The 19,497-nt window shown below is 58.8% G+C and carries 22 protein-coding genes and 1 pseudogene; 10 read left to right on the forward strand and 13 right to left on the reverse strand.

The window, feature by feature from the left end; all coding sequences use genetic code 11:
- Positions 1 to 189 precede the first annotated feature (189 nt).
- From ACZZ0B_RS04015 to ACZZ0B_RS04025, 3 genes are all read left to right on the forward strand, one after another.
- Entirely contained in the window at positions 190 to 1,815 is a 1,626-nt protein-coding gene (locus ACZZ0B_RS04015) for a methyl-accepting chemotaxis protein (protein ID WP_463544418.1), read from the forward strand.
- Positions 1,816 to 1,924: 109 nt separating this feature from the next.
- Complete coding sequence (locus tag ACZZ0B_RS04020; RefSeq protein ID WP_463544419.1) at positions 1,925 to 2,365, forward strand: hypothetical protein; 441 nt, start codon at positions 1,925 to 1,927, stop codon at positions 2,363 to 2,365.
- A 148-nt stretch (positions 2,366 to 2,513) separates the two neighbouring features.
- Entirely contained in the window at positions 2,514 to 2,891 is a 378-nt protein-coding gene (locus ACZZ0B_RS04025; protein ID WP_463544420.1) for a hypothetical protein, read from the forward strand.
- Positions 2,892 to 2,966: 75 nt separating this feature from the next.
- Here ACZZ0B_RS04025 and ACZZ0B_RS04030 read toward each other — a convergent pair whose 3' ends face one another.
- The gene (locus ACZZ0B_RS04030) at positions 2,967 to 3,272 is read right to left on the reverse strand and encodes a PepSY domain-containing protein (RefSeq protein WP_007917758.1); all 306 of its coding nucleotides are present in this window, start codon (positions 3,270 to 3,272) and stop codon (positions 2,967 to 2,969) included.
- Positions 3,273 to 3,440: 168 nt separating this feature from the next.
- On the opposite strand from ACZZ0B_RS04030, the gene ACZZ0B_RS04035 reads away from it, so the two are divergent.
- A complete protein-coding gene (locus ACZZ0B_RS04035; RefSeq protein ID WP_463544421.1) occupies positions 3,441 to 4,319 on the forward strand; it encodes a sterol desaturase family protein in 879 nt (292 codons plus the stop codon).
- A gap of 1 nt (position 4,320) precedes the next feature.
- Here the strand turns inward: ACZZ0B_RS04035 and ACZZ0B_RS04040 are convergent, their stop codons facing one another.
- Positions 4,321 to 5,004, reverse strand: coding sequence for a helix-turn-helix domain-containing protein (locus ACZZ0B_RS04040; RefSeq protein WP_463544422.1), 684 nt, complete (start codon positions 5,002 to 5,004; stop codon positions 4,321 to 4,323).
- On the reverse strand, positions 5,005 to 6,132 hold the full coding sequence (locus ACZZ0B_RS04045) for a glycerophosphodiester phosphodiesterase (RefSeq protein WP_158833063.1): 1,128 nt from the start codon (positions 6,130 to 6,132) through the stop codon (positions 5,005 to 5,007).
- Positions 6,133 to 6,353: 221 nt separating this feature from the next.
- Between ACZZ0B_RS04045 and ACZZ0B_RS04050 the strand changes: the two genes are divergently transcribed.
- Positions 6,354 to 6,680, forward strand: coding sequence for a DUF2025 family protein (locus tag ACZZ0B_RS04050; RefSeq protein WP_008084886.1), 327 nt, complete (start codon positions 6,354 to 6,356; stop codon positions 6,678 to 6,680).
- Between the two features lie 115 nt (positions 6,681 to 6,795).
- Here ACZZ0B_RS04050 and ACZZ0B_RS04055 read toward each other — a convergent pair whose 3' ends face one another.
- Positions 6,796 to 7,110, reverse strand: coding sequence for an antibiotic biosynthesis monooxygenase family protein (locus tag ACZZ0B_RS04055; protein WP_463544423.1), 315 nt, complete (start codon positions 7,108 to 7,110; stop codon positions 6,796 to 6,798).
- Positions 7,110 to 7,808: a CTP synthase C-terminal region-related (seleno)protein gene (locus ACZZ0B_RS04060; RefSeq protein WP_463544424.1), complete on the reverse strand. Its 699-nt coding sequence runs from the start codon at positions 7,806 to 7,808 to the stop codon at positions 7,110 to 7,112. Before ACZZ0B_RS04060 ends, ACZZ0B_RS04055 begins: the two co-directional genes overlap by 1 nt.
- Positions 7,809 to 7,945: 137 nt before the next feature.
- Here ACZZ0B_RS04060 and ACZZ0B_RS04065 point away from each other — a divergent pair, with 137 nt between their 5' ends.
- Complete coding sequence (locus tag ACZZ0B_RS04065) at positions 7,946 to 8,824, forward strand: LysR family transcriptional regulator (RefSeq protein WP_463546907.1); 879 nt, start codon at positions 7,946 to 7,948, stop codon at positions 8,822 to 8,824.
- Here ACZZ0B_RS04065 and ACZZ0B_RS04070 read toward each other — a convergent pair whose 3' ends face one another.
- The 4 genes from ACZZ0B_RS04070 to ACZZ0B_RS04085 all read right to left on the reverse strand — a co-directional run bounded on the left by ACZZ0B_RS04070 (position 8,825) and on the right by ACZZ0B_RS04085 (position 12,845).
- Positions 8,825 to 9,358 carry a DUF1003 domain-containing protein gene (locus ACZZ0B_RS04070; protein ID WP_008084877.1) on the reverse strand — a complete coding sequence of 178 codons (534 nt, stop codon included), beginning with the start codon at positions 9,356 to 9,358 and terminating at the stop codon, positions 8,825 to 8,827.
- A 128-nt stretch (positions 9,359 to 9,486) separates the two neighbouring features.
- Positions 9,487 to 10,806, reverse strand: a complete 1,320-nt coding sequence (locus tag ACZZ0B_RS04075; protein WP_463544425.1) for a methyl-accepting chemotaxis protein — start codon at positions 10,804 to 10,806, stop codon at positions 9,487 to 9,489.
- Between the two features lie 192 nt (positions 10,807 to 10,998).
- Positions 10,999 to 12,066, reverse strand: coding sequence for a diguanylate cyclase (locus tag ACZZ0B_RS04080; RefSeq protein WP_463546908.1), 1,068 nt, complete (start codon positions 12,064 to 12,066; stop codon positions 10,999 to 11,001).
- Positions 12,067 to 12,236: 170 nt separating this feature from the next.
- Positions 12,237 to 12,845: a TetR/AcrR family transcriptional regulator gene (locus ACZZ0B_RS04085; protein WP_463544426.1), complete on the reverse strand. Its 609-nt coding sequence runs from the start codon at positions 12,843 to 12,845 to the stop codon at positions 12,237 to 12,239.
- A gap of 215 nt (positions 12,846 to 13,060) precedes the next feature.
- On the opposite strand from ACZZ0B_RS04085, the gene ACZZ0B_RS04090 reads away from it, so the two are divergent.
- On the forward strand, positions 13,061 to 14,104 hold the full coding sequence (locus ACZZ0B_RS04090; protein WP_463544427.1) for an MBL fold metallo-hydrolase: 1,044 nt from the start codon (positions 13,061 to 13,063) through the stop codon (positions 14,102 to 14,104).
- Between the two features lie 12 nt (positions 14,105 to 14,116).
- Here ACZZ0B_RS04090 and ACZZ0B_RS04095 read toward each other — a convergent pair whose 3' ends face one another.
- The 4 genes and pseudogenes from ACZZ0B_RS04095 to ACZZ0B_RS04110 form a co-directional block, all read right to left on the reverse strand.
- Positions 14,117 to 14,437: a helix-turn-helix domain-containing protein gene (locus ACZZ0B_RS04095; RefSeq protein WP_463544428.1), complete on the reverse strand. Its 321-nt coding sequence runs from the start codon at positions 14,435 to 14,437 to the stop codon at positions 14,117 to 14,119.
- Positions 14,424 to 14,734, reverse strand: a pseudogene (locus ACZZ0B_RS04100) (type II toxin-antitoxin system RelE/ParE family toxin). Before ACZZ0B_RS04100 ends, ACZZ0B_RS04095 begins: the two are co-directional and overlap by 14 nt.
- 99 nt (positions 14,735 to 14,833) lie before the next feature.
- A complete protein-coding gene (locus ACZZ0B_RS04105) occupies positions 14,834 to 15,151 on the reverse strand; it encodes a helix-turn-helix domain-containing protein (protein ID WP_008084866.1) in 318 nt (105 codons plus the stop codon).
- A 93-nt stretch (positions 15,152 to 15,244) separates the two neighbouring features.
- Entirely contained in the window at positions 15,245 to 16,012 is a 768-nt protein-coding gene (locus ACZZ0B_RS04110) for an AraC family transcriptional regulator (RefSeq protein WP_463544429.1), read from the reverse strand.
- Between the two features lie 112 nt (positions 16,013 to 16,124).
- On the opposite strand from ACZZ0B_RS04110, the gene ACZZ0B_RS04115 reads away from it, so the two are divergent.
- From ACZZ0B_RS04115 to ACZZ0B_RS04125, 3 genes are all read left to right on the forward strand, one after another.
- Positions 16,125 to 16,940: a sulfite exporter TauE/SafE family protein gene (locus tag ACZZ0B_RS04115; protein WP_463544430.1), complete on the forward strand. Its 816-nt coding sequence runs from the start codon at positions 16,125 to 16,127 to the stop codon at positions 16,938 to 16,940.
- A 90-nt stretch (positions 16,941 to 17,030) separates the two neighbouring features.
- Complete coding sequence (locus tag ACZZ0B_RS04120) at positions 17,031 to 18,179, forward strand: hypothetical protein (RefSeq protein WP_463544431.1); 1,149 nt, start codon at positions 17,031 to 17,033, stop codon at positions 18,177 to 18,179.
- A 125-nt stretch (positions 18,180 to 18,304) separates the two neighbouring features.
- Complete coding sequence (locus ACZZ0B_RS04125) at positions 18,305 to 19,495, forward strand: hypothetical protein (RefSeq protein WP_463544432.1); 1,191 nt, start codon at positions 18,305 to 18,307, stop codon at positions 19,493 to 19,495.
- Positions 19,496 to 19,497 lie beyond the last annotated feature (2 nt).

A 19,497-nucleotide genomic window follows, 5' to 3' on the forward strand; every position in this document is an offset into this window, starting at 1 on the left:
GTGACAGCAAAATGACGTCAAATCAACGCATTACCAGCGGTCGGGAAAATCTCAAGAAGCGCTCTGGCGCGCCGATCACGGGTGAGTTAGCTTGCGCGCCATTGGCCTCGAGCCAAGGTTCGCCGACAGGGAAGTCCGGCCACTTTTCACGCCCGTTTTGGGCGTGCCTCATCCCTGTCATGAGTACCTGTGATGCTGCAAAAATCCCTGAGAGCGCAAATTCTCGCCCTGCTGAGCGGCAGCCTGCTGGCGATGTTGTTGATCGCGCTGGCCTGCTTCCATTTCCTGTCCAACGGCGTGCAAAGCTACAGCCAGTTGATCGCCGGCCCGTTGCACACCTCGCAACTGATCGACGAAGCCAACCTGCAATTCAAAGTGCAGGTGCAGGAATGGAAAAACGTTCTGCTGCGCGGCAAACAACCGGCGGACCTGGCCAAGTACTGGAGCCAGTTCGAAGACCGTCAGCGCGATGTACAGAGTATTCTCGGTGAACTGGCCGGTCAGAAAGGCATCGAGCCAAGCCTGAAGTCGCGCATCGAACGTTTGCGTGAAGAACATCGTCAGTTGGGCAGCGCTTACCAGAAGGGCCGCGATGCCTATGTGGCTGCCGGTGGCGATCCGAGCGCAGGCGATAACGCCGTCAAAGGTGTCGACCGTGCTACCAGCGACCAGATGAGCGAACTGGTCGCCGAGTTGCGCAAGCAGGGTACCGAGCAATCGGCGCTGATCAGTGCCGAGGCCGACCGCACGGTGTTGTTCGGTTTGCTGGTGATGCTCGCTTCGGGTGTGGTGATCGGCCTGCTGAGCCTGTGGCTGGTCAACCGCAATCTGGTCGAGCCAATTCGCAAGCTCATCGACTACGTCACTCAGTTGAGTCGCGGCAAACTCGCTGAACGCGTGGTCAGCGACCGTCAGGATGAGTTGGGCAACCTCGCCGCTGCGGCCAACACATTGCGTGATTTCCTCGCTGAAACCTTCACCCGTCTGCAGCGCAGCGCCAGCGATCTGGACAGCGCCAGCGGCGAGTTGAATGCGATTGCCACGACCATGGCCGGTGGCACCAACGAGCAGTTCAACCGCACCGATCAAGTGGCCACGGCGATGAACGAAATGTCCGCCACCGCGCAGGAAGTGGCACGTCATGCCGCCGATGCCGCGCGTGCCGCCGACGATGCCGACCAGTCTGCCCAGCAGGGTGAAAAGGTCATGCAGAGCACCATCCATTCGATCACGCAGATGCGCGGCGAAATCGCCAACACCGCCACCGTCATCCGGCGTCTGGAAGCTGACAGCGGTCGCATTGGCAAAGTGCTGGAAGTGATTCGCGGCATTGCCGAGCAGACCAACTTGCTGGCACTCAACGCTGCGATCGAAGCGGCGCGCGCCGGTGAAGCCGGGCGTGGTTTTGCGGTGGTCGCCGATGAGGTGCGCAACCTCGCCCAACGCACCGCTGAGTCGATCATCGAGATCAACCAGATCATCCAGAACGTGCAGACCGGTGCGGTCGACGCGGCGCAAGCGATTGAAAGCGGTCAGTCGCGCAGTGATGAAAGCGTCGAGCAAGTGACCCAGGCGGGCGCAATGCTGGAGCGCATCACCCATGCAGTAGAGGCGATTCGCGACATGAACCGTCAGATCGCGACTGCTGCCGAAGAGCAGACCTCGGTGGCCGAGGATATCTCGCGCAACCTCACCGAGATCACCTCGATCGCCAGCACCAACCTCGACAACGTGCAGCGCACCGAAAGCGCCAGCCAGAACCTGCACGGGTTGTCGGGGCAACTGAACGAAGTCACTGCACGCCTGAGCGCGTGACCCTTTGACTGTGTACCGGTTTGGATACCGAGTCGCTACACAGTCGATCTCAACTTGCGGCGGCCATGGTCGATGACCGGTTATCTATCACCGGCATTGGAGCACTCCCATGGTCAGCATCACTTCTGTTTCGATCAACCAGACCCTCAACACCTCGACCAGCAAAACCGCGATCAGCGGCGTCAGCGAAGACGCGGCAACCGCCGCCTCTTCGAGCACTGGGGCTGCCACCGACGCACCGAAAGCGGCCGGTGGCGCGGCGCCTGCGGGTGGCAGCAGTTCCAGCAGCAGCGAAGAATCGGATTCGGTGAAAGAACTGCGCAAGCAGATCGCCGAACTGCAAAAGCAATTGCAGGAACAACAGCAAGCGCTGCAAGCGGCGCAGGCCAAGCAGGAAAGCTCGGAGGCCAAAGCCGCCGACGTCGCCGCCGCTCAGGCGCAGATAGCCAGCACTTCGGCTTCGCTGCAAACCGCCACATCGGCCTTGCTGCAGGCGCTGCAGGATTCGGACAGCAGCAGTTCGGGCTCGCTGGTCAGCACAACGGCATAACCGTTGGTCGCTTTATCGGGGTCCTTACGCCGGAATGAGGCTGCACCTGTAATTTCTGACAGTAGACGGTCTTCGGCCTGCACCTGATAGTCCTGACATGCCAGCGGATCAGGGCATGGTGATTTGCGAACCTATCAGGAGAAAGGCAATGGCCGAAGAATTGTTACCAATGACTCTTATCGCGGGGCAAAAGACAGTTATCTATTCAAATGACGCTGATGTCCTGACACCTAGAGTTGCCATCGCAGCCCGTGATTATGAGCTCGATCAAGCCATCGTCGTTGAGATGGGCAAAACCGAAGTCGCTCGACATCGCTACCGCGAAGGCGATGATTTTACCGTGCATGTGATTCTGGATAAGTCGAAGCTGCATAAAGTCGTCGGTACGGTCGACTTTGGCTATAAAATTGTTGTCATCGATGATGACCAGAAAGAAATAGTAGTGGCCACTTCAAAAACGATTCGCGCTGAAGTTCACTCGTTCAACAGCAGTACGAGTTCGTCTTTCTCGAACGTGTTGGAATGACCCTCTGAATGACCTCGTAAAAACAAAAAAACACCTGCACGACTCATCACCGTGCAGGTGTTTTCATTCAGGCGATCAAGTGTCTTGTTTGTTGCTCAGCACCTTGCCGGTGGTGGCGTCGAAGTCGACATCGAACTCTTTGCCGTCAGCGGTTTTCAGCTCGACTTCGTATTCGTAACCGTTGAAGTGGTTATCCAGGTCGGTGTCAGTGATGGTCGCACCCGGGTGCAGTTTCAGCGCTTCGGCGTTCATCGATTCCAGCGACTTGATTTTGCCGGACTTGACCAGTTCAGGGATCTGGTCGACGCGAACATCAGCCTGGGCCAGGCCAGCAGTCAGGGTCAGGGCGGCGGCAGTAAACAGGGCAGTCAAGGTTTTCATCGGTTCAATCCTTTTAATGTTTGTCGGAGCGGTGTGCTGTTTGAGTGAGTTCAGGTTAATCACCGCAACTTAACTCACCCTTAAAAACACCGCGCTCGATTGCGTCGTTTGTTCAATTGCCGCACAACGGAACATCTCAAGCTGTGCCTTCGATCAATGGAGGTGCAGATGAAACGTATCTTTGCAGGCGTGTATGCGCCGCTGTTCTGGGCCGGCTTCATTGGCGCCGGGGTGTGGCTGAGCGACGTCTCGGCGCTGGCGTTGTTGCCGCTGTTTGGGTTGGCGCTGGCCGTGTCGTTCGCGGCGGAATGGGCGTTGCCCTATGAGGTGTGCTGGAACCGTGCGGCCGGTGATCGGCGGCGCGATATCCTGCATGCGCTGGTCAACGAGGCGTTGAGTGCGCTGGGATTGCTCGCCTTGCCCGGGTTGGTCGCACTGCTGGCGATTGACGGCGTATGGCCCAAAGGCTGGCCGCTGTGGTTGCAACTGGGATTGGCGATATTGATAGCCGATGCAGGCATCAGCCTGATGCATTACGCCAGTCATCGTGTGTCGTGGCTGTGGCGATTGCATGCGGTGCATCACAGCGTAGAACGTTTATATGGCTTCAACGGATTGATGAAGCATCCGCTGCATCAGTTGCTGGAAGCGTCGGCGGGGCTGCTGCCTTTGCTGGTGCTGGGCATTCCTTCACCAGTGGCGGCGCTGCTGGCGTTCGCCATTGCGATTCAACTGCTGCTGCAACATTCCAACGTCGACATGCGCCTCGGATATTTGCGCTGGATCTTTGCCTGGGCGCCACTGCACCGTTTTCATCACATGAAGTACGGGCGCGCCGGTGACGTCAACTTCGGCCTGTTCTTCACCCTGTGGGACTGGCTGCTGGGCACCGCGTTTTATACCGAGGATTATCGAATCGGGCCGGGCGATCTGGGGATCGGCAGTCGAGCGGATTTTCCCCGTGACTACGTCGCGCAATTGCTTGATCCGTTAGCCACGGTAACGCTAAATCGCGAGCCACCCGTGCCCGCCGCGCTGCGTCGTTGAGTCAGTCGAGCAGATGCAGCTCGATGTGCTGCAAGGCCTGGCGCGCGGTCACACCGAAGAGTTTTTTCAGGCTGCGCGAGAAGTGCGCCGAGTCGGCGAAGCCTGCATTGTGCGCAGCGATGGTCACCGCATCACCCGCCAGTACCGACGCCATCGCCATGCGCAGGCGCCGCCACAGCACCAACCGGCGCACGGGTAAGCCGACGTGATCGACCAGCAACCGTTGCAATTGGCTCAGGGACAGATTCGCCGTGTTGGCCACCGCCCGCGCGGCGACTTTGTCTGTCAGCGAGGCGTCGATGGCCGCCAGCGCCCGTGCGATCCGTGGATCACTCAGCGAACGTCGCGGGCATTGGCGTAGCGCTTGATCCAATGCCGGCAGCGACAGTTCGGCGCAGAACACCGCTTCGCGCAATGTTGGCGCGGCGAACATCAACGGTTCGGCATACACGGTCAACAGCGGATCCGGAGCATCGATAATGGCGTGGCGCGTGTTGGAGGCGATCAGCAATTGCGAGGTGCTGACGGTTTCGCCCTCGAGCCATACCGTTGCCGGTCGCTCAGGGGCGAGGATGATCTGGTGGGCATAGTGTGAATGGGGCGCGGTGCGCCCCGACACTCCGTGGATCAGGCCATAGTCGTGCCCCAGCCAGAGGCGGCCTGTCCACTCGGTGTGTGCGGTCACTCAGTAACCATTGTTCTTCAACAGCTGATCGACACTGGCGGCCGCCGGGCGTTTGTAGAACTTCAACAGTTCACTGGCGCGGTTGGTGAAGATGCCGTCGACACCGGCAGCCATGACTTTCTCGAAGTCCACCGGCTCGTCGACCGTGTAAACGTGAACCAACAGACCCTGATCGTGGGTGTACTTGTTCATCCACGGCTGCACCAGATCCGAATAGCTCTGATCGCCGCCGTGGGTCAGTTTCGCCGACGGTCCGGTGCCGATTGCACCCTGCGCCTTGGCGTAGTCGATCCACTGCTTGAACTCGGCTTCCGATTTCGGTTCCTGCTTGCCGTAGTAGGCGTTTTTGTCCTTCTCGCCAGACTCGGCGAAGGTCACCTTGGACTTCGCGTCCATGCCGCCTTCACCGACCCACAACAGGAGGATCTTCGGCACTTGCGGCATTTCTTTCTGCAGCAGTTCGAGGCTGTTTTTCTCGAAGGTTTGCAGAATCACTTTACCCTTGCCCTGACCCACGCCCAGTGCGCTTTTCGCCAGTTTGGAGCCCGCCGGGCTCAGCCAGCCACGGTCCTGCAGTTTCTCTTTCAGATCGTGCTCGATACCGGGGAACAGTTGCGGCTCCTTGGTCTCGATGTACAGGCCCGGTTTGTGCTGTGCATTGGCCTGGGCGATGTCGATGATTTCATCCAGGGTCAGAATTTTCAGGCCGACATAGGACGGGCGCGCGCGATCCGGGTATTTGGCGTTGTACCAACTGCCGGCGTCGAGGGTTTTCAGTTCGGCCATGGTGAAGGCATTGGCCGGGCTGTCCTTGCGATCCGGGAACTTGGTCGCGACGTCAGTGGTGCGTTGCAGGTTGTTGTCGTGCAGGGCGAACAGCACGCCGTCCTTGCTGCGCTGCAAGTCCATTTCCAGGTAATCGGCACCCAGATCACGCGCCAGTCTGTACGAGGCAGCGGTGGATTCCGGAGCATCGAAGGACGCGCCACGGTGGGCGATCACCGCCGGGTGCGGAATGCCGTGAGCTGCTGCGACAACGTTGGGCTCAGCCTGGCTGGCGGCCTGCGCCTGACCGAGACCGAGTAACAGGCTCAGCATGAGGGCGCTTTTGGTGAAAGTGGCGGGCATGTTCGAGATCCTTTCGCGGGTCTGTTTCAAAGACGTACCTTTTAACAATTGAAACGATTGCGTGCTATCGCCAGACCGACATAAACGTATTAAAAGCGTTTTTTCCTGCACTTTTGTGTCGCCGTTTGCAGTACGCTTGCCCTCGGCAGACGTCCCGGCAGAGGGCGCGCCGAGCAGTTGCCCTGCGTGTAAACCATCGATCCTTTTTCGTGAGGTTTACCATGCGCATCACCTCCCAACTCATCTGCCAGGCCGCCGACGACCTCAAAGGCTTTGTCGGCCTCAACCGTAAAACCAATCAATACATCGTGCGTTTCAGCGAAGATTCGTTCGGCATGGACGTCGCCGATGACGGCATCATGCCTACCCGTGAATTTGTCTGGGCGCAGGCATCAGAGCAGACCATGACGCTCAAACGAGAGCGCATCCAGTTGCTGCTGGACCAGAATATTGATGAGCGCATCAACATCACCGAACCGTTGCGGGTGTATATGCAGAAGGTTGAAGTGCCGGAGATTGTGGCGCAGCGCAGTCTGGTGCACGGCTGAAGTTTTTTGGTGGCTGTACCGGCCCCATCGCGAGCAGGCTCACTCCTACATGGGAATCCACGCCCTTGTAGGAGTGAGCCTGCTCGCGATAGGGCCGGTGAGCCCGCAAACTGATTCACTGCACGAACGCATACTCGCGTTCAACCCTGCACACCCGCGTATGAAACGCCGAGTACCAGATCTCGCGCCCGCGCGCCTGGATCAACCGATGCTCAGGATGCTGTCGCCACGCCAGAATCGCCGCCTCGCTCTGCCAGTACGACACGGTGACGCCGACGCCGTCGGCCCCGCGAATCGACTCCACCCCGACAAAACCAGGTTGTTCGCGTACCAGCTCGGCCATGCGTGCTGCCGCTTCGGCATAACCGTTGTCGCCCTCAGTGCGGGTCGAGGTGAAGATCACCGCAAAATAATCGCCCTCTGGCTTCATCAGCGCGGCCCCCTGCAAGCTTCGACAAACGCCCGCACCAGTGGCGGCATCTGGCCTTTGAGCGCGGCGCGTTCTGGCTGGAACAACGTCGCGACAAAAAACGGATGGCCCTTCAGTTCAATCGCGCGCAAATCCCCTGAGCAATCGTGTCCCACAGCCTGTAATCGATTACTCAACAACTCGCGTTCGAACTGCGGATTCACGCCATAGCGGCAGCGGTAGCCTTCATGAATATCGGACGTTTCGTACGCGTTGGCGATCAACGAACCGGGCCGCAGATGGATGCCGTCGACGGCTTCGACCAGCGAGCAAGTCAGTGGCGTGAGCAGCGCCCTTGCCGATTCGGGCGACGTCTCGCCATGCTCGGCATCGGCCCAGCCCATAACGTTGCGGGAATATTCCAGCACGGCATGCTGAAAACCGCCGCAGGTGCCAAGGAACGGGCGTTGGTGCTCGCGGGCGAAACGGATTGCGCGCAGGGCGCCGGCTTCACTTTTGTACGGGCTGGCGGGGACACACCAGAAACCGTCGAAGTGTTGCAGCGGTGTATCGGCGTGGATCTGATCAGTGGCCAGCCATTCCAATTGCAGCGTCTGGCCGAAGTGTTCGGCGACAAGACCGAGGGCCACCGGGATGGCCTGGTGGGCAGTCACTTGCGGGTCGTAATCGCCGATCAGGGCGATGGAAACAGCGTCCATGTGAATTCCTTATCTTGAATGTATCGATGAACCCCCTCACCACAGGGTTTGGGTCTGGCTCAGAGAGAACGCGATTGTCGGCTGCCGATGCTCACTATAGATTGGCGTCCACGCACTCAATATTGGCGTTTCCCCAAGTGATCAATGCAGCGACGCACTATCAACTCGACTATCCCGATCTGGCCCTGATCCTCGCCCTGGTGCGCGGCGGCTCTCTGGCCCGCGCTGCGCAGCTGTTGAAAGTAGACGTCTCGACGGTATTTCGCGCGGTGCGGCGCCTCGAAGCGTCCCTCGGTCAGCAACTGTTCGAAAAAAGTCGCGCCGGTTACCTGCCGACCACGCTCGCGCAAACCCTCGCCGAACAGGCTGAACGCGCCGAGCAGGCGCTCGACGCTGCGCGCATCGGGGTAGAGCAGGGCGGTGAAGTGATCAGCGGCACGGTGCGCCTGACTTGTACCGATTCGGTGTTGCAAAGCTTGCTGCTGCCGGCGCTGGCGCAATTCATGCCCAACTACCCGGCGCTGATGATCGAATTGAGCACGTCCAACGATTTCGCCAACCTCAGCCGCCGCGACGCCGACATTGCCTTGCGCCTGACGCGGACACCGCCAGAACACCTGGTCGGACGGCAATTGGCGAAGATTTCCTACCGGGTCTGCGCCAGTGCGCGTTATCTGCAAAACGTCGATGCGACGGATCTGGCCGCGCTCACCTGGATTGCCCCGGACGACTTCCTGCCCGATCACCCGACGATCGCCTGGCGCCGCCAGCAATTGCCCGGTGTCACTCCGAGTTATCGCTGCAACAGCATGTTGTCCGTCACCGAACTGGTGCGCGCCGGGTTGGGTGTAGCGGCGCTGCCGGACTTTCTGATCAGCGAAGGTTTGCAAGCCTTGGGCGAACCGCTGCACGGTTATGACACGGCGTTATGGTTGCTGACCCGTCCGGACTGCCGGGCGTTGCGCTCGGTGGTGACGTTGTTCGATGAACTCGGACGGGCATTACGCTTGCCCTGATCAGCGTTGCGGGTTTTGCTTCATGTGCTGATGCATCTCGCTGGTGAGATTCTCGATGCGTTCGGTCAGGCTCTTGGTCATCTCGGTCAGGCGGGTGTTCTGTTGCAGCAGTTCGAGCAGTTGCGCGGTGTTCTGCGCGGCTTGGGCCTGACGCTCGGTGTTGGCCTGCGCGAGGGCTTCACGGTGCAGCGCGTCGGCGTCCGCCTGCGCCTTGTCGCGCGCGGCCTGACGGGTTTGTGCGAGCAGGATCAGCGGCGCGGCGTAGGCCGATTGCAGGCTGAACGCGAGGTTCAGCAGGATGAACGGGTAGACGTCGAATGTGGTCACGCCAAAAACGTTGAGGCTGACCCACAGCAGCACGATCAGGGTTTGCGCACCGAGAAACGTCGGCGTACCGAAGAACCGCGCAAACGCCTCGGCGCGCAGTGCGAAGGTGTCGTTGCCGAAGGTGGTGGCGAGGTGGGCGTGGGGGCGGTGGAAGCGCAGGTGATCGACGGGGGCTGTTTCAGGTGTTGCGGGTTTTTCAGTGGTCATGAGGTACTCGGCAGGGCGTGGACGTGTAGTCACTATAGCCCTGCGTTGTGGTGGGCGGCCTCTTCGCGGGCAAGCCTTGCTCCTACAGAACGATGGCGGCGACGCGATCTACCTGGCTGCCGCCGACATCACCCCGGCGCCCGCTCATTGGCAAACATGCTCACTGCCTCCACCGCTTCACTGGCACCATCACGAATCTGCAAAATCACCGTCCCCGCCTGATTCGCCAACTCGACGCCGTCCGCCGCACGACCTCGGGTGCCGTCCATGCTCTTGATCGCCTGGCGGGTTTCACTCTGGATCAAACCGATCATGTTGGAAATCTCGGCCGTCGACCCGCTGGTGCGCGCCGCCAGTTGCCGCACCTCGTCCGCGACCACGGCAAAACCGCGACCCTGCTCACCGGCACGCGCGGCCTCGATCGCCGCATTGAGCGCCAGCAGATTGGTCTGATCGGCAATCGCGCGGATGGTGTTGACGATGGCGGTGATCTGCTCGGAGCGCTCGCCCAGCTGGGCGATCAAGGTTGAAGACTGCGCGATGTCATCGGCGATTTCGCGCATTTCACTGGCGGCCTGCTGAATCACCTGAGTGCCTTGTTCAGCGACTTTTCGCGTCGCCACCGAGATGTGATAGGCCGCGCTGGCGCTGCGTGCATCTTGTTCGTGCTGCTCGACCCGCGCGGTGACGTCGGAGGCGAACTTGACCACTTTGCACAACCGCCCCGCAGCGTCGTAGACCGGGTTGTAATTGGCTTCCAGCCACACCGTTTGCCCGCGTTTGTCGACGCGCTCAAATTGCCCGTGGAAAAATTCGCCCTGGTTCAAGCGTCGCCAGAAATCCTGATAGGCGCTGCTGTTGACCAGCGCGGCGGTGCAGAACAAACGGTGATGCTTGCCCTTGAGCTCGGCGAGGGTGTAACCCATGCGTGTCAGAAAATTCTGATTGGCCGTGAGAATACTGCCGTCGAGATTGAATTCGATCACCGCCATCGCCCGGTCAATCGCTTGCAACCTGGCATTGGCGTCACTTTCCTGCTGCACCCTGGCGGTCACGTCCATGGCGTACTTGACCACTTTGACCACGCGGCCGGAAGCATCCTTGATCGGGTTGTAACTGGCTTCGAGCCAGATCGGCTGGCCCTGGCCATTGACCCGCTCAAACGTGCCGGACTGGAACTGACCATTTTTCAAACGTGACCACAACTCGTTGTACTGAGCGCTGCGACCAAATTCGGGCGTGCAGAAATGCCGGTGTGCCTGACCGATCACCTGCTCGGGCGCATAGCCCATGGTCTTGAGAAAGTTGTCGTTGGCGCGCAGCACCACGCCGTCGAGAGTGAATTCGATCACTGCCATCGAGCGATTGATCGCGTCGAGCAGGCCGGATTGTTCGGTCAGGGTGTGCTGGAGTTCGTCGAGGGCAGCTTTGTGACGGTTGAAAAACATGTTCGCAATACTCTGGAAGAAGGGACGAGTGGGTGATTCAGTCCCTGTTCCCGCGCTTGCAGGCCGAATACGCAGGGTGGCATTCGGCGGTGACTGCTCAATGCCAGCGTTCCATGGCTGGCAGATGGCTACTTATACAAAACTTCATAAACTTGTACAAGAAAGTAATTTTTTACAATTTTGTATAAGTTTTCAGGCGCCAGCGTCCTGAGTGACGGGGCGGCTCAAGGCTACGCTGATGGTGTTACGACCCGTGTGTTTCGCGGTATACAGCGCTTTGTCGGCATCATCCAGCCAATCCAGTGCGTCCTTGTACACGTTTTGATACCGCGCCAAACCGATACTCAGGCTCACTCGCAGCTCGGGCACATCGGGGTGGCGATACCGCTGCAAGGCTTCCCGCAACTGCTCCATCACGGCTTCGGCCTTGTTCAGCGGCAGGCTCGGCAGAATCACGCAGAACTCATCACCGCCATATCGGCCGGCCAACTCGTACTCATCGAGCACGTGTTTGAGCGCCTTGCTCAACTGGCGCAGCGCCGCGTCGCCGACGATATGCCCGTAGCTGTCATTGATTCCCTTGAAGTGATCGATGTCGATCAGTGCCAGCGTGGCGGCGGTGTTGTGTTGCCGGCACTGTTGAAACTTCAGGTGCAGCAGGTCTTTCCACGCGCCATGGTTGAGCAGGCCGGTGAGGCTGTCGGTGCGACTGAGGGCACTGAGCGCGCGCTTGTGTTGCGCGAGTTTGATCGCCAGTTGGTAACAGACCATGCCCAGCGCCAACGGGTACAGCGTCAGCATCGGCAGGCAGGCCCAGACTTGCGTCTGCGTCATTGTCAGGTTGAATTTGAAACCGAAGATCGCCCAGCCCGACAGCACACCAGCGAGTTGGGCGAGGGCGCCGAACACGAACAATCGATGGCCACCGGCGGCGACGTTGTTCATGGTCATCATCGACAGGATGGTTACGGTGGTCAGCGCATTGAACTGGAAACACGCGGCCCAGAAACCGCCGCACATCGAGTCATAGAGCAGATTGCGTCGCTCGGCCTGATAGGGGAACGCCGCACGCGTGGAGATCTGGTAAGCCAGATGCGGCCAGGCAAAACCGTTGAACAACAGCAATGCCCAGATCCAGCTCGGCAAGCCCAGCGGATACAGCGCGGCGCCGACGCTGAAAAAACCGACGCCCAGCCCGATGGCTCGTGGCAGGTAAATGCGTCGGGCGAATGACAAGCCTTTGCCGCGGTGGTTTTCCATGAGGCCCTGCGCGAAATTCATCCTGAAATACTTTGCAGTATATTTCTTCAGGCCGACCGTCCGTCGGTCGATTGTCGGACATTGTCATTTATTCCAACGGGAATAATCAGTGTCCTTCCGAGCCATTTAATGGAGGGCTTGCGCAGGAGAGGGGTGATCCAGAGCGCGTTTCAGCGCTGGTAATGCGCCAGAAACATGTCCAGCGCCGATTCGGCCACGGTGATTTGCATCTCGGCATCGAGGGCGGCGCGGCCCATGGACATCTGCGGCCAGAACCCGAAGGTCTTGAGCAAGCCCTGCAACTGATGCGCCGCGAACTCCGGGTCAACCGGTTTCAAGCGGCCATCGGCTTGCGCTGCTCGAATCCACACCGTCAGGCCTTCTTCGCGTTCACCCATGCGCTCGACCATGTTTTGCGCACGCTCGGGCGAATGAATCGTCGCGGCAATTGCTACCCGCGCCAGTGTCAGAAAATTCTCGTCCGCCATCATCTGCACCTTGGCCTGCAGCATCTGACGTAGTTGCTCGCGCAGCGGCTGATCGCGGTTGTAGCTGACCGTCTGCTCGGCGCTGATGCGCGCCCACAACTGATTGAGAATCTCGGCGAACAGTTCTTCTTTGCTGGGGAAGTGGTTGTACACCGTGCGCTTGGACACACCGGCAGTGGCGGCGATCTTGTCCATGCTGGTGACCTCGAAACCATTGGCCCGGAATTCGGCAATCGACGCCTGAATAATGGCTTCACGTTTGCGGTCGGTGAGTCGCTGTGGAGCTGTCATAAGTACGCTTCGGCAGGAAAAAAATGAAATTACACTTGGCAGTTTACTTGTCGCCGGGTTTGATGCAACCTTGAAACTACACCGATGAGTGTAATGTTGCGTTAATCCTCGCAACTTAAAAACCCGTATGTTCGGCCACTGCGTGCAGCCATGGCCATTTATCGTCCCACCGTGGAAAACCGTGAATTGTGCGGTGCTCCTGGAGTCACTCAGACATGGCCCATTCCAATTCCGTTTCTACGCCTGAAGCCTCGCGCCAGACTCAAGGACTGTTCCGCAATCATGCGCCGGTGCAGCGCGAAGGCCTGCGCAAAATGCTGCGAATCATGTGGAACATGATCTTCCACAAACCGCGCGACACCCGGCCCGCGTCGGCGATTCCGGTACAGCCGCTGACCCGCGAAGACCTCCTGGCGGCGCCAAACCACAGTGTCTATCGCCTCGGCCACTCGACACTGCTGCTGAAAATGCGCGACAAATTCTGGATCACCGACCCGGTCTTCGCCGAACGCGCCTCGCCGGTGCAATGGGCCGGGCCGAAACGCTTTCACCAGCCACCGATCAGCCTCGACCAATTGCCGCCGATCGAAGCGGTGATCCTTTCGCACAACCATTACGACCACCTCGATTACCAGGCGGTGTTGGCACTGGCCGCGAAAACCACTTACTTCCTGACCCCGCTGGGCGTCGGCGACACCCTGATCAAATGGGGCATCGACGCCAGCCAAGTGCGTCAGTACGACTGGTGGCAGGGCGCAGAAATCGGCGGCATCCGCTTCGTCGCCACACCCTCGCAGCACTTCTCCGGCCGTGGCCTGTTCGACGGCAACAGCACGTTGTGGGCGTCGTGGGTGATGATCGACGGCGACACGCGAATCTTCTTCAGCGGCGACAGCGGCTACTTCGACGGCTTCAAACGCATCGGCGAACAGTACGGCCCGTTCGACCTGACCTTGATGGAAACCGGCGCCTACAACGTCGAATGGCCGCACGTGCACATGCAGCCGGAAGAAACCTTGCAGGCGCACCTCGACCTCAAGGGGCGGTGGCTGCTTCCAATCCACAACGGCACGTTCGACCTGGCGATGCATGCCTGGCATGAACCGTTCGACCGGATTCTGGCGCTGGCGTGGGAGCGCAGTGTTTCGATTACCACGCCGCGAATGGGCGAGGCGTTTAACCTGGCGCAGCCGCAGCGTGGGCAGGCGTGGTGGTTGGCGGTTGACGGCGCTGATGAGGCGGTGGTGCAGGGGGCCTGACGACATTAAGCATCAAGCAAACACCACTTCAATTCGGCCCTCTTTTCGGGAACGGGGGGCCGCCTTAACCACGATTTGCACATCTCGTCCGAGATGAGAAAGGCACTCCATCATTTTGGCCTCGCTGATACCGCGAAATTTTCCGCGCAGCATTTCGGATAGTTTGGGTTGTGAAAGTCCCAAAATCTCCGAGGCCTGATTTTGAGTGAGATGGCGTGCCTTGATGATCTCGCCGATCTTTGCCGCCAACTGGGCTTTGACCTGCATTTCGCTGGAATCAGGCAAGCCAAGATCTTGGTAGACATTCCCGCTACCTTGTTCAATTTCTATCATTTTCTGATCCTTTCGCATGATCCTGAGCGGCTCGAAGTCTGCTTCGGATCAGATCGATGTCGGCCTGAGCGGTTTTAATTCCACACTTCGACTTCTTCTGAAAACAGTGCAAAACGTAAATTGCACTGCCGAAACGAACCGTATAAATGGCTCGGTAGGTGTTGGTGTCGAAGTCTTCAATCAACTCCAGTACACCCGCACCCCCAAATCCTTTCAGGGGTTTTGCATCTGGATGCTTGAAGCCAGTTGGGCTAAATCCAATGCGTAACCAAAAACATCCTGTATCTCTATGGGCATCTGTTTTAGATCTTTCTTGCTGCTACAGACCCACAAGAGCGGCTTCCTTGCACTCATGCGAAAATATACCTATATAGGGATAAATATCAAACAGTCTTTTCAATCAGCCATCGCAAAGTCACCACGCTCGACGGCATTCTGCTGCATCCCTTGTGGATTCAATTTACGCCCCGGCGCAAACCCGGGAAAGAACACCAACCCCTGCGCCTCCAGGCGATAGGCCAGTGCCAGACGCGCCGCATCGGCCACGTCTTGCTGCGCCTCAAAACGCTGAATGTCTTCTACCGAAACCTGGGATTCACGCGACAACTGTTCGGTGCTCCAGCCCAGCATCGCTCGGGCCTGGGCGCAATGCGTCGGGGTGAACTGGAAAAGCGCAATATGTTCGAGAATGAGGTTCATCGCAGAAGTGGCCATGGTGTGCTCCGGGCTCAAGCGTGCTGATTGAAAATGTACTGTGTTTTTGTACAGTTGTTTTCGGCCGGGATCAAACGCATTTTTTGATTTGCCCTAGTTCGCCGCCTGCAACCAGACGGACGGTGCCTGTCCCAGCACCCGGCGAAACATCGTCGAGAACGCCGCCGGGCTCTCATAACCGAAGTCCAGCGCGATCCGCGTCACCGCTTCGCCCGCCGCCAGTCGGGCCAGCGCAAGCACCACGCAGGCACGTTGGCGCCACTGGCTGAAACTCAGCCCGGTCTGTTGGCGAAAGAGTCGATTGAAGGTGCGCAAGCTTACGTGCAACTGGTCCGCCCACTGTTGCGGTGTTTGATGCGCATTGGGCTGATGCAGAAAGCTCTGACACAGCGCCAGCAGTTTTCCGTCAGCCGGCAGTGGAATGTGCAAGGGCAGGGGCGCACTGCGCGTCAGTTCATGCAGGAGCAAATCGATCAACACACCATCGCGGCCCGCTTCGTCGTAGGCCAACGGCAACTCCACCGCCTCCATCAGCAGATGCCGCAACAGCGGCGACACACTGATCACCTGGCAACGCTCACCCAAATCCACCGCACCCGGTTCGATGTACACACTGCGTGTGCTGACCCCGAGCATCAACACCTCATGCGCCACCTCTGGCGGAATCCACACCGCCCTCTGCGGCGGCACCACCCAGTTGCCCTCATGGGTGCTGACCTGCATCACTCCCGTTGCGCCATAGAGCAATTGCGCCCGCCGGTGCGTATGACGCGGTAACAGGTGACCGTAGGAATAATCCGTACCGATCGCCACCACCGCGCGCGGCGAGTCATCCAGCAGATTGATCGAAACATTGCGCATCGAGCGATTCTCAAGGGTTGGCGTAAACGCAAACATTATTGGCTGAGTTGCTGAAGCAGGCCAAGACGTCCCGCTCTATCTTCGTGAGCCTTCCCTAAAAGGACGCCGCGAAATGTTCTACCTCTTGCTCACATGCTTCGGCTGCATGACCGGCATCACCGCCGTACTGTTCGGCTTCGGCGGCGGCTTTGTCGTCGTGCCGCTGCTTTACCGACTGCTCAGCGCCAGCCACGGCGCCGACGGCCCGATCGGCCAATCGGCAATGCACATCGCCGTCGCCACCTCGACCTGCGTGATGATCGTCAACGCCCTGATCGCCACCGACAAACACCGCCGCGCCGGCAATCTCATCCGCCATTACCTGTGGCCATTGGGCGGGTTTATTGCCGTGGGCTCAGTGATCGGCGCAATAGCGGCGGTGTGGGTCAGTGGCGAGGTGATTCGCTACGCGTTCATCGCCTACCTCGGCGTGACCATTGTCGACTGCGTGCTCAGGCGCGGATTTCTCACCCAGAACGCAGACGTCAGCCCACGCCGACTTGGCAGCACGGAAACTTCCGCAGGCGGTGTAGGCATCGGCGCCATCGCGACGTTTCTCGGTGTAGGAGGCAGCGTCATGACCGTGCCGCTGTTGCGCCGTTGCGGCTTGAGCATGTCGCAAGCGACGTCCATGGCCAACCCGCTGAGCGTGCCGGTGGCACTGGCGGGAACGCTGACGTACATGGCGCTAGCCGGGTTCAGTCAGGCTGAGTTGGGCGCCTGGTTTGTCGGGTACGTGGATTTGCTGGCGTTTGCGCTGCTGACGTTGGGTTCGTTGTTGGGAATCAGATTGGCCACGCCTTGGATCGGGCGGATTCCGGATCGGGTGCATGCGCGGGTGTACATCGGGCTGTTGCTGATGGTGATGATCAGCATGTGCTTGAGTTGAAGGCGACAGCGCTCGATTCTCCCGCGCAACCTCGACATAATCCGCAACTTCTTTTTGCGGGCAGTTGCTCGTTTATTCAAGGATGAAGTGATGTTCCGAGGACTGTTACGCCTTTACGCTGTTCTTTTTCTGACGGGGTTATTTGTCTCGACTGCAACGTGGGCCGACAACGGCGCGCAGGTGTACACCGGCACCTTGGGTAAAGCGGCCATCGTCCTCGAAATAAATACTCGCATTGGAGAAGGTCGTTACTTCTATAAGAAGTACCGCAAGGATCTGCCACTCGACGGTGCCCTGGACGGGGAAACACTGGTGCTGGAAGAAGGTTCGCGGATGGAAGACTCGCGCCCGACCCTTCGTCTGCAGCCGACAACTCATGGTTGGTATGGCGAGTGGACGAGTACCGCTGGGAAAGTTCTGAAGGTCGAGTTAGAACCAGCCGTCATCCCCGATGTACCCGACGATGCCTTGCCCTTTTTCACCACACTTCACGACAAGTACCCTTACGAATATCTGCGGCTGCAAGGCGTAACACTCAAGAAAGGCAAGACCGACACCTTCATGGGCTACACGCTGCAGTGGTGGACCGAGCCGAAGACAGACACTTCTCTGTTTGAAGTGGTGACCGGTTACTCCCTCGAAGAGCGTCGACGTATCAACCAAAAATTGATGGCGCGTTTGTGGGGCGAAGTGTTGTCGTCTTATGGCTGTTCTGGAAGTTATGCGCAATGGAGCCAGCCACTGTACATGTCGCCCACAGTGATGAGTGTGGGGATTTCATCGGATTATTACTGTGGCGGCGCCTATCCGGATCAAAGTCACGACGCGCTCAACATCGATATCAAGACAGGCAAGTTTCTGACCCTTGATGATGTTTTGTGGGTGGGGCAGGGCAAGCCGTTGCACTACGAGGAATATGAAGATTTCGCCGCGGGCTCACCCGGCTCTTCGACAGCGTGGTCGAACTACCGCGCCACTGAACTGGCACCTTGGTTGGTCGCACAGTTGCTGAAACTCTACCCAACCGAAATGACCATCACCCCCGAGGGTGAAAACGACTGCGGCTATGACGAGAACTATCCCTGGCAATTTCCGGGTTGGCACTTCACGGAACAGGGCATAAAGATCGAGCCATCATTTGCGCACGTCGTGGCGGTCTGCGGATCAGTGGACTGGAGCGTTCTGCCGTACACACTCGTCAAACAACATCCGGGCGGGGTTGCACTGCAACTGCCTTGAGGCGGCGCTATCTTTCAAACGCAGCCCCTCGATTCCTGACCCCAACCCCGCCATAATCGCCGCGAATTTATCCGCGCCAGCCCTCCAATGCCGGCGCGGCCTCCGCCTCTTTCAAGGAACGATCAATGCTCAAGGGACTGATGCGCCTGGCAACCTGCGCTGCTGTGCTGTTCTCGCTGACTCCAAGTGTCCACGCCGATGATGGCCGACGCGTGTTCACCGGCACGTTGGGCAAAATGCCGATCGTCGTAGAGCTCAATACCACGCAGCAGGACGAAGTAACCGGTCGTTACTTCTACGAAAAATACCATCGTGATTTGCCGCTCAGTGGCGCGTTGCAGAACAGCACGCTGACCTTGACCGAGGGCAATAATCGCTATGGTGACGACAAGCCGCTGTCAACGTTGAAACTGGAAGAAACCGGCAACGGCTGGCAGGGCGAGTGGCAAAGTCCGAAGGGCAAGAAACTGCCGGTGAAGCTCACCGAGGCCAAACTTCCCGCGCCCACCTCAGCAACTTTGCCGTTCATTGCCGCACTGCCCAATGGCGAGCCTTACGAGTATCTGCGCCTGCTGGGACTCAAGCTGAAACCGGTGAAGAAAGAAAACTTCATGGGCTACGACCTGCAATGGTGGACGGAGCCTGAGACAAAAATTTCGCTGTTCAGCGTGGAGTCCGGATTGTCGAAAGATGATCAGCAACGGGTTAACCAGCAGTTGCTCGGGCGTCTCTGGAATGAAGTCATCAGCTATCACGGCTGCCAATTACAGGGCGGGGAGAACGTGGAGTTCATGCAGCAGGCAGAACCGAAAATGATCTCGCCTGCCGTGGTCAGCCTGAATATCTCGACCAGCTATTACTGCGGCGGCGCGCATCCTGATTTTGGCGATTCACCCCTCAACATTGATGTGAAAACCGGCCACCCATTGTCACTCGAAGATGTCTTGTGGGTAGGTAAGGGCACGCCGATTTTGCATGCCGAGCGCGACAGCCCGGGCGACAAACCTCTGAGCGAGGCCGAAAGTGACGCGCGTTATCAGTATGAAAGCAAAGAGTTGGTGCCTTGGGTGATCAAGCAATTCACCGCCCTCTACCCCACAGAAATGAAGAAACCGACGGGAGATGACGACTGCAACTTCACTGATGAAAGTATCTGGGGTTCTTCGCCGTGGTTCTTCACCGAGAAGGGCTTGTACCTCGGCGCCTACTTCGCTCGCGTACAACGCTCTTGCGATAGACCCGACTGGTCGATCCTGCCGTACTCACTCGTCAAACAACACCCCGGCGCCGTCAAACTGCAACTGCCCCAGGGCTAACC

The organism is Pseudomonas sp. AC247, assembly GCF_979258015.1.

Bases quoted from the DNA above. Each gene is read 5' to 3' on its own strand.
- ACZZ0B_RS04020 (WP_463544419.1), top strand. From the start codon at position 1,925: ATGGTCAGCATCACTTCTGTTTCGATCAACCAGACCCTCAACACCTCG.
- ACZZ0B_RS04025 (WP_463544420.1), top strand. From the start codon at position 2,514: ATGGCCGAAGAATTGTTACCAATGACTCTTATCGCGGGGCAAAAGACA.
- ACZZ0B_RS04030 (WP_007917758.1), bottom strand. From the start codon at position 3,272: ATGAAAACCTTGACTGCCCTGTTTACTGCCGCCGCCCTGACCCTGACT.
- ACZZ0B_RS04035 (WP_463544421.1), top strand. From the start codon at position 3,441: ATGAAACGTATCTTTGCAGGCGTGTATGCGCCGCTGTTCTGGGCCGGC.
- ACZZ0B_RS04045 (WP_158833063.1), bottom strand. From the start codon at position 6,132: ATGCCCGCCACTTTCACCAAAAGCGCCCTCATGCTGAGCCTGTTACTC.
- ACZZ0B_RS04050 (WP_008084886.1), top strand. From the start codon at position 6,354: ATGCGCATCACCTCCCAACTCATCTGCCAGGCCGCCGACGACCTCAAA.
- ACZZ0B_RS04055 (WP_463544423.1), bottom strand. From the start codon at position 7,110: ATGAAGCCAGAGGGCGATTATTTTGCGGTGATCTTCACCTCGACCCGC.
- ACZZ0B_RS04060 (WP_463544424.1), bottom strand. From the start codon at position 7,808: ATGGACGCTGTTTCCATCGCCCTGATCGGCGATTACGACCCGCAAGTG.
- ACZZ0B_RS04070 (WP_008084877.1), bottom strand. From the start codon at position 9,358: ATGACCACTGAAAAACCCGCAACACCTGAAACAGCCCCCGTCGATCAC.
- ACZZ0B_RS04075 (WP_463544425.1), bottom strand. From the start codon at position 10,806: ATGTTTTTCAACCGTCACAAAGCTGCCCTCGACGAACTCCAGCACACC.
- ACZZ0B_RS04080 (WP_463546908.1), bottom strand. From the start codon at position 12,066: ATGGAAAACCACCGCGGCAAAGGCTTGTCATTCGCCCGACGCATTTAC.
- ACZZ0B_RS04085 (WP_463544426.1), bottom strand. From the start codon at position 12,845: ATGACAGCTCCACAGCGACTCACCGACCGCAAACGTGAAGCCATTATT.
- ACZZ0B_RS04090 (WP_463544427.1), top strand. From the start codon at position 13,061: ATGGCCCATTCCAATTCCGTTTCTACGCCTGAAGCCTCGCGCCAGACT.
- ACZZ0B_RS04095 (WP_463544428.1), bottom strand. From the start codon at position 14,437: ATGATAGAAATTGAACAAGGTAGCGGGAATGTCTACCAAGATCTTGGC.
- ACZZ0B_RS04105 (WP_008084866.1), bottom strand. From the start codon at position 15,151: ATGGCCACTTCTGCGATGAACCTCATTCTCGAACATATTGCGCTTTTC.
- ACZZ0B_RS04110 (WP_463544429.1), bottom strand. From the start codon at position 16,012: ATGCGCAATGTTTCGATCAATCTGCTGGATGACTCGCCGCGCGCGGTG.
- ACZZ0B_RS04115 (WP_463544430.1), top strand. From the start codon at position 16,125: ATGTTCTACCTCTTGCTCACATGCTTCGGCTGCATGACCGGCATCACC.
- ACZZ0B_RS04120 (WP_463544431.1), top strand. From the start codon at position 17,031: ATGTTCCGAGGACTGTTACGCCTTTACGCTGTTCTTTTTCTGACGGGG.
- ACZZ0B_RS04125 (WP_463544432.1), top strand. From the start codon at position 18,305: ATGCTCAAGGGACTGATGCGCCTGGCAACCTGCGCTGCTGTGCTGTTC.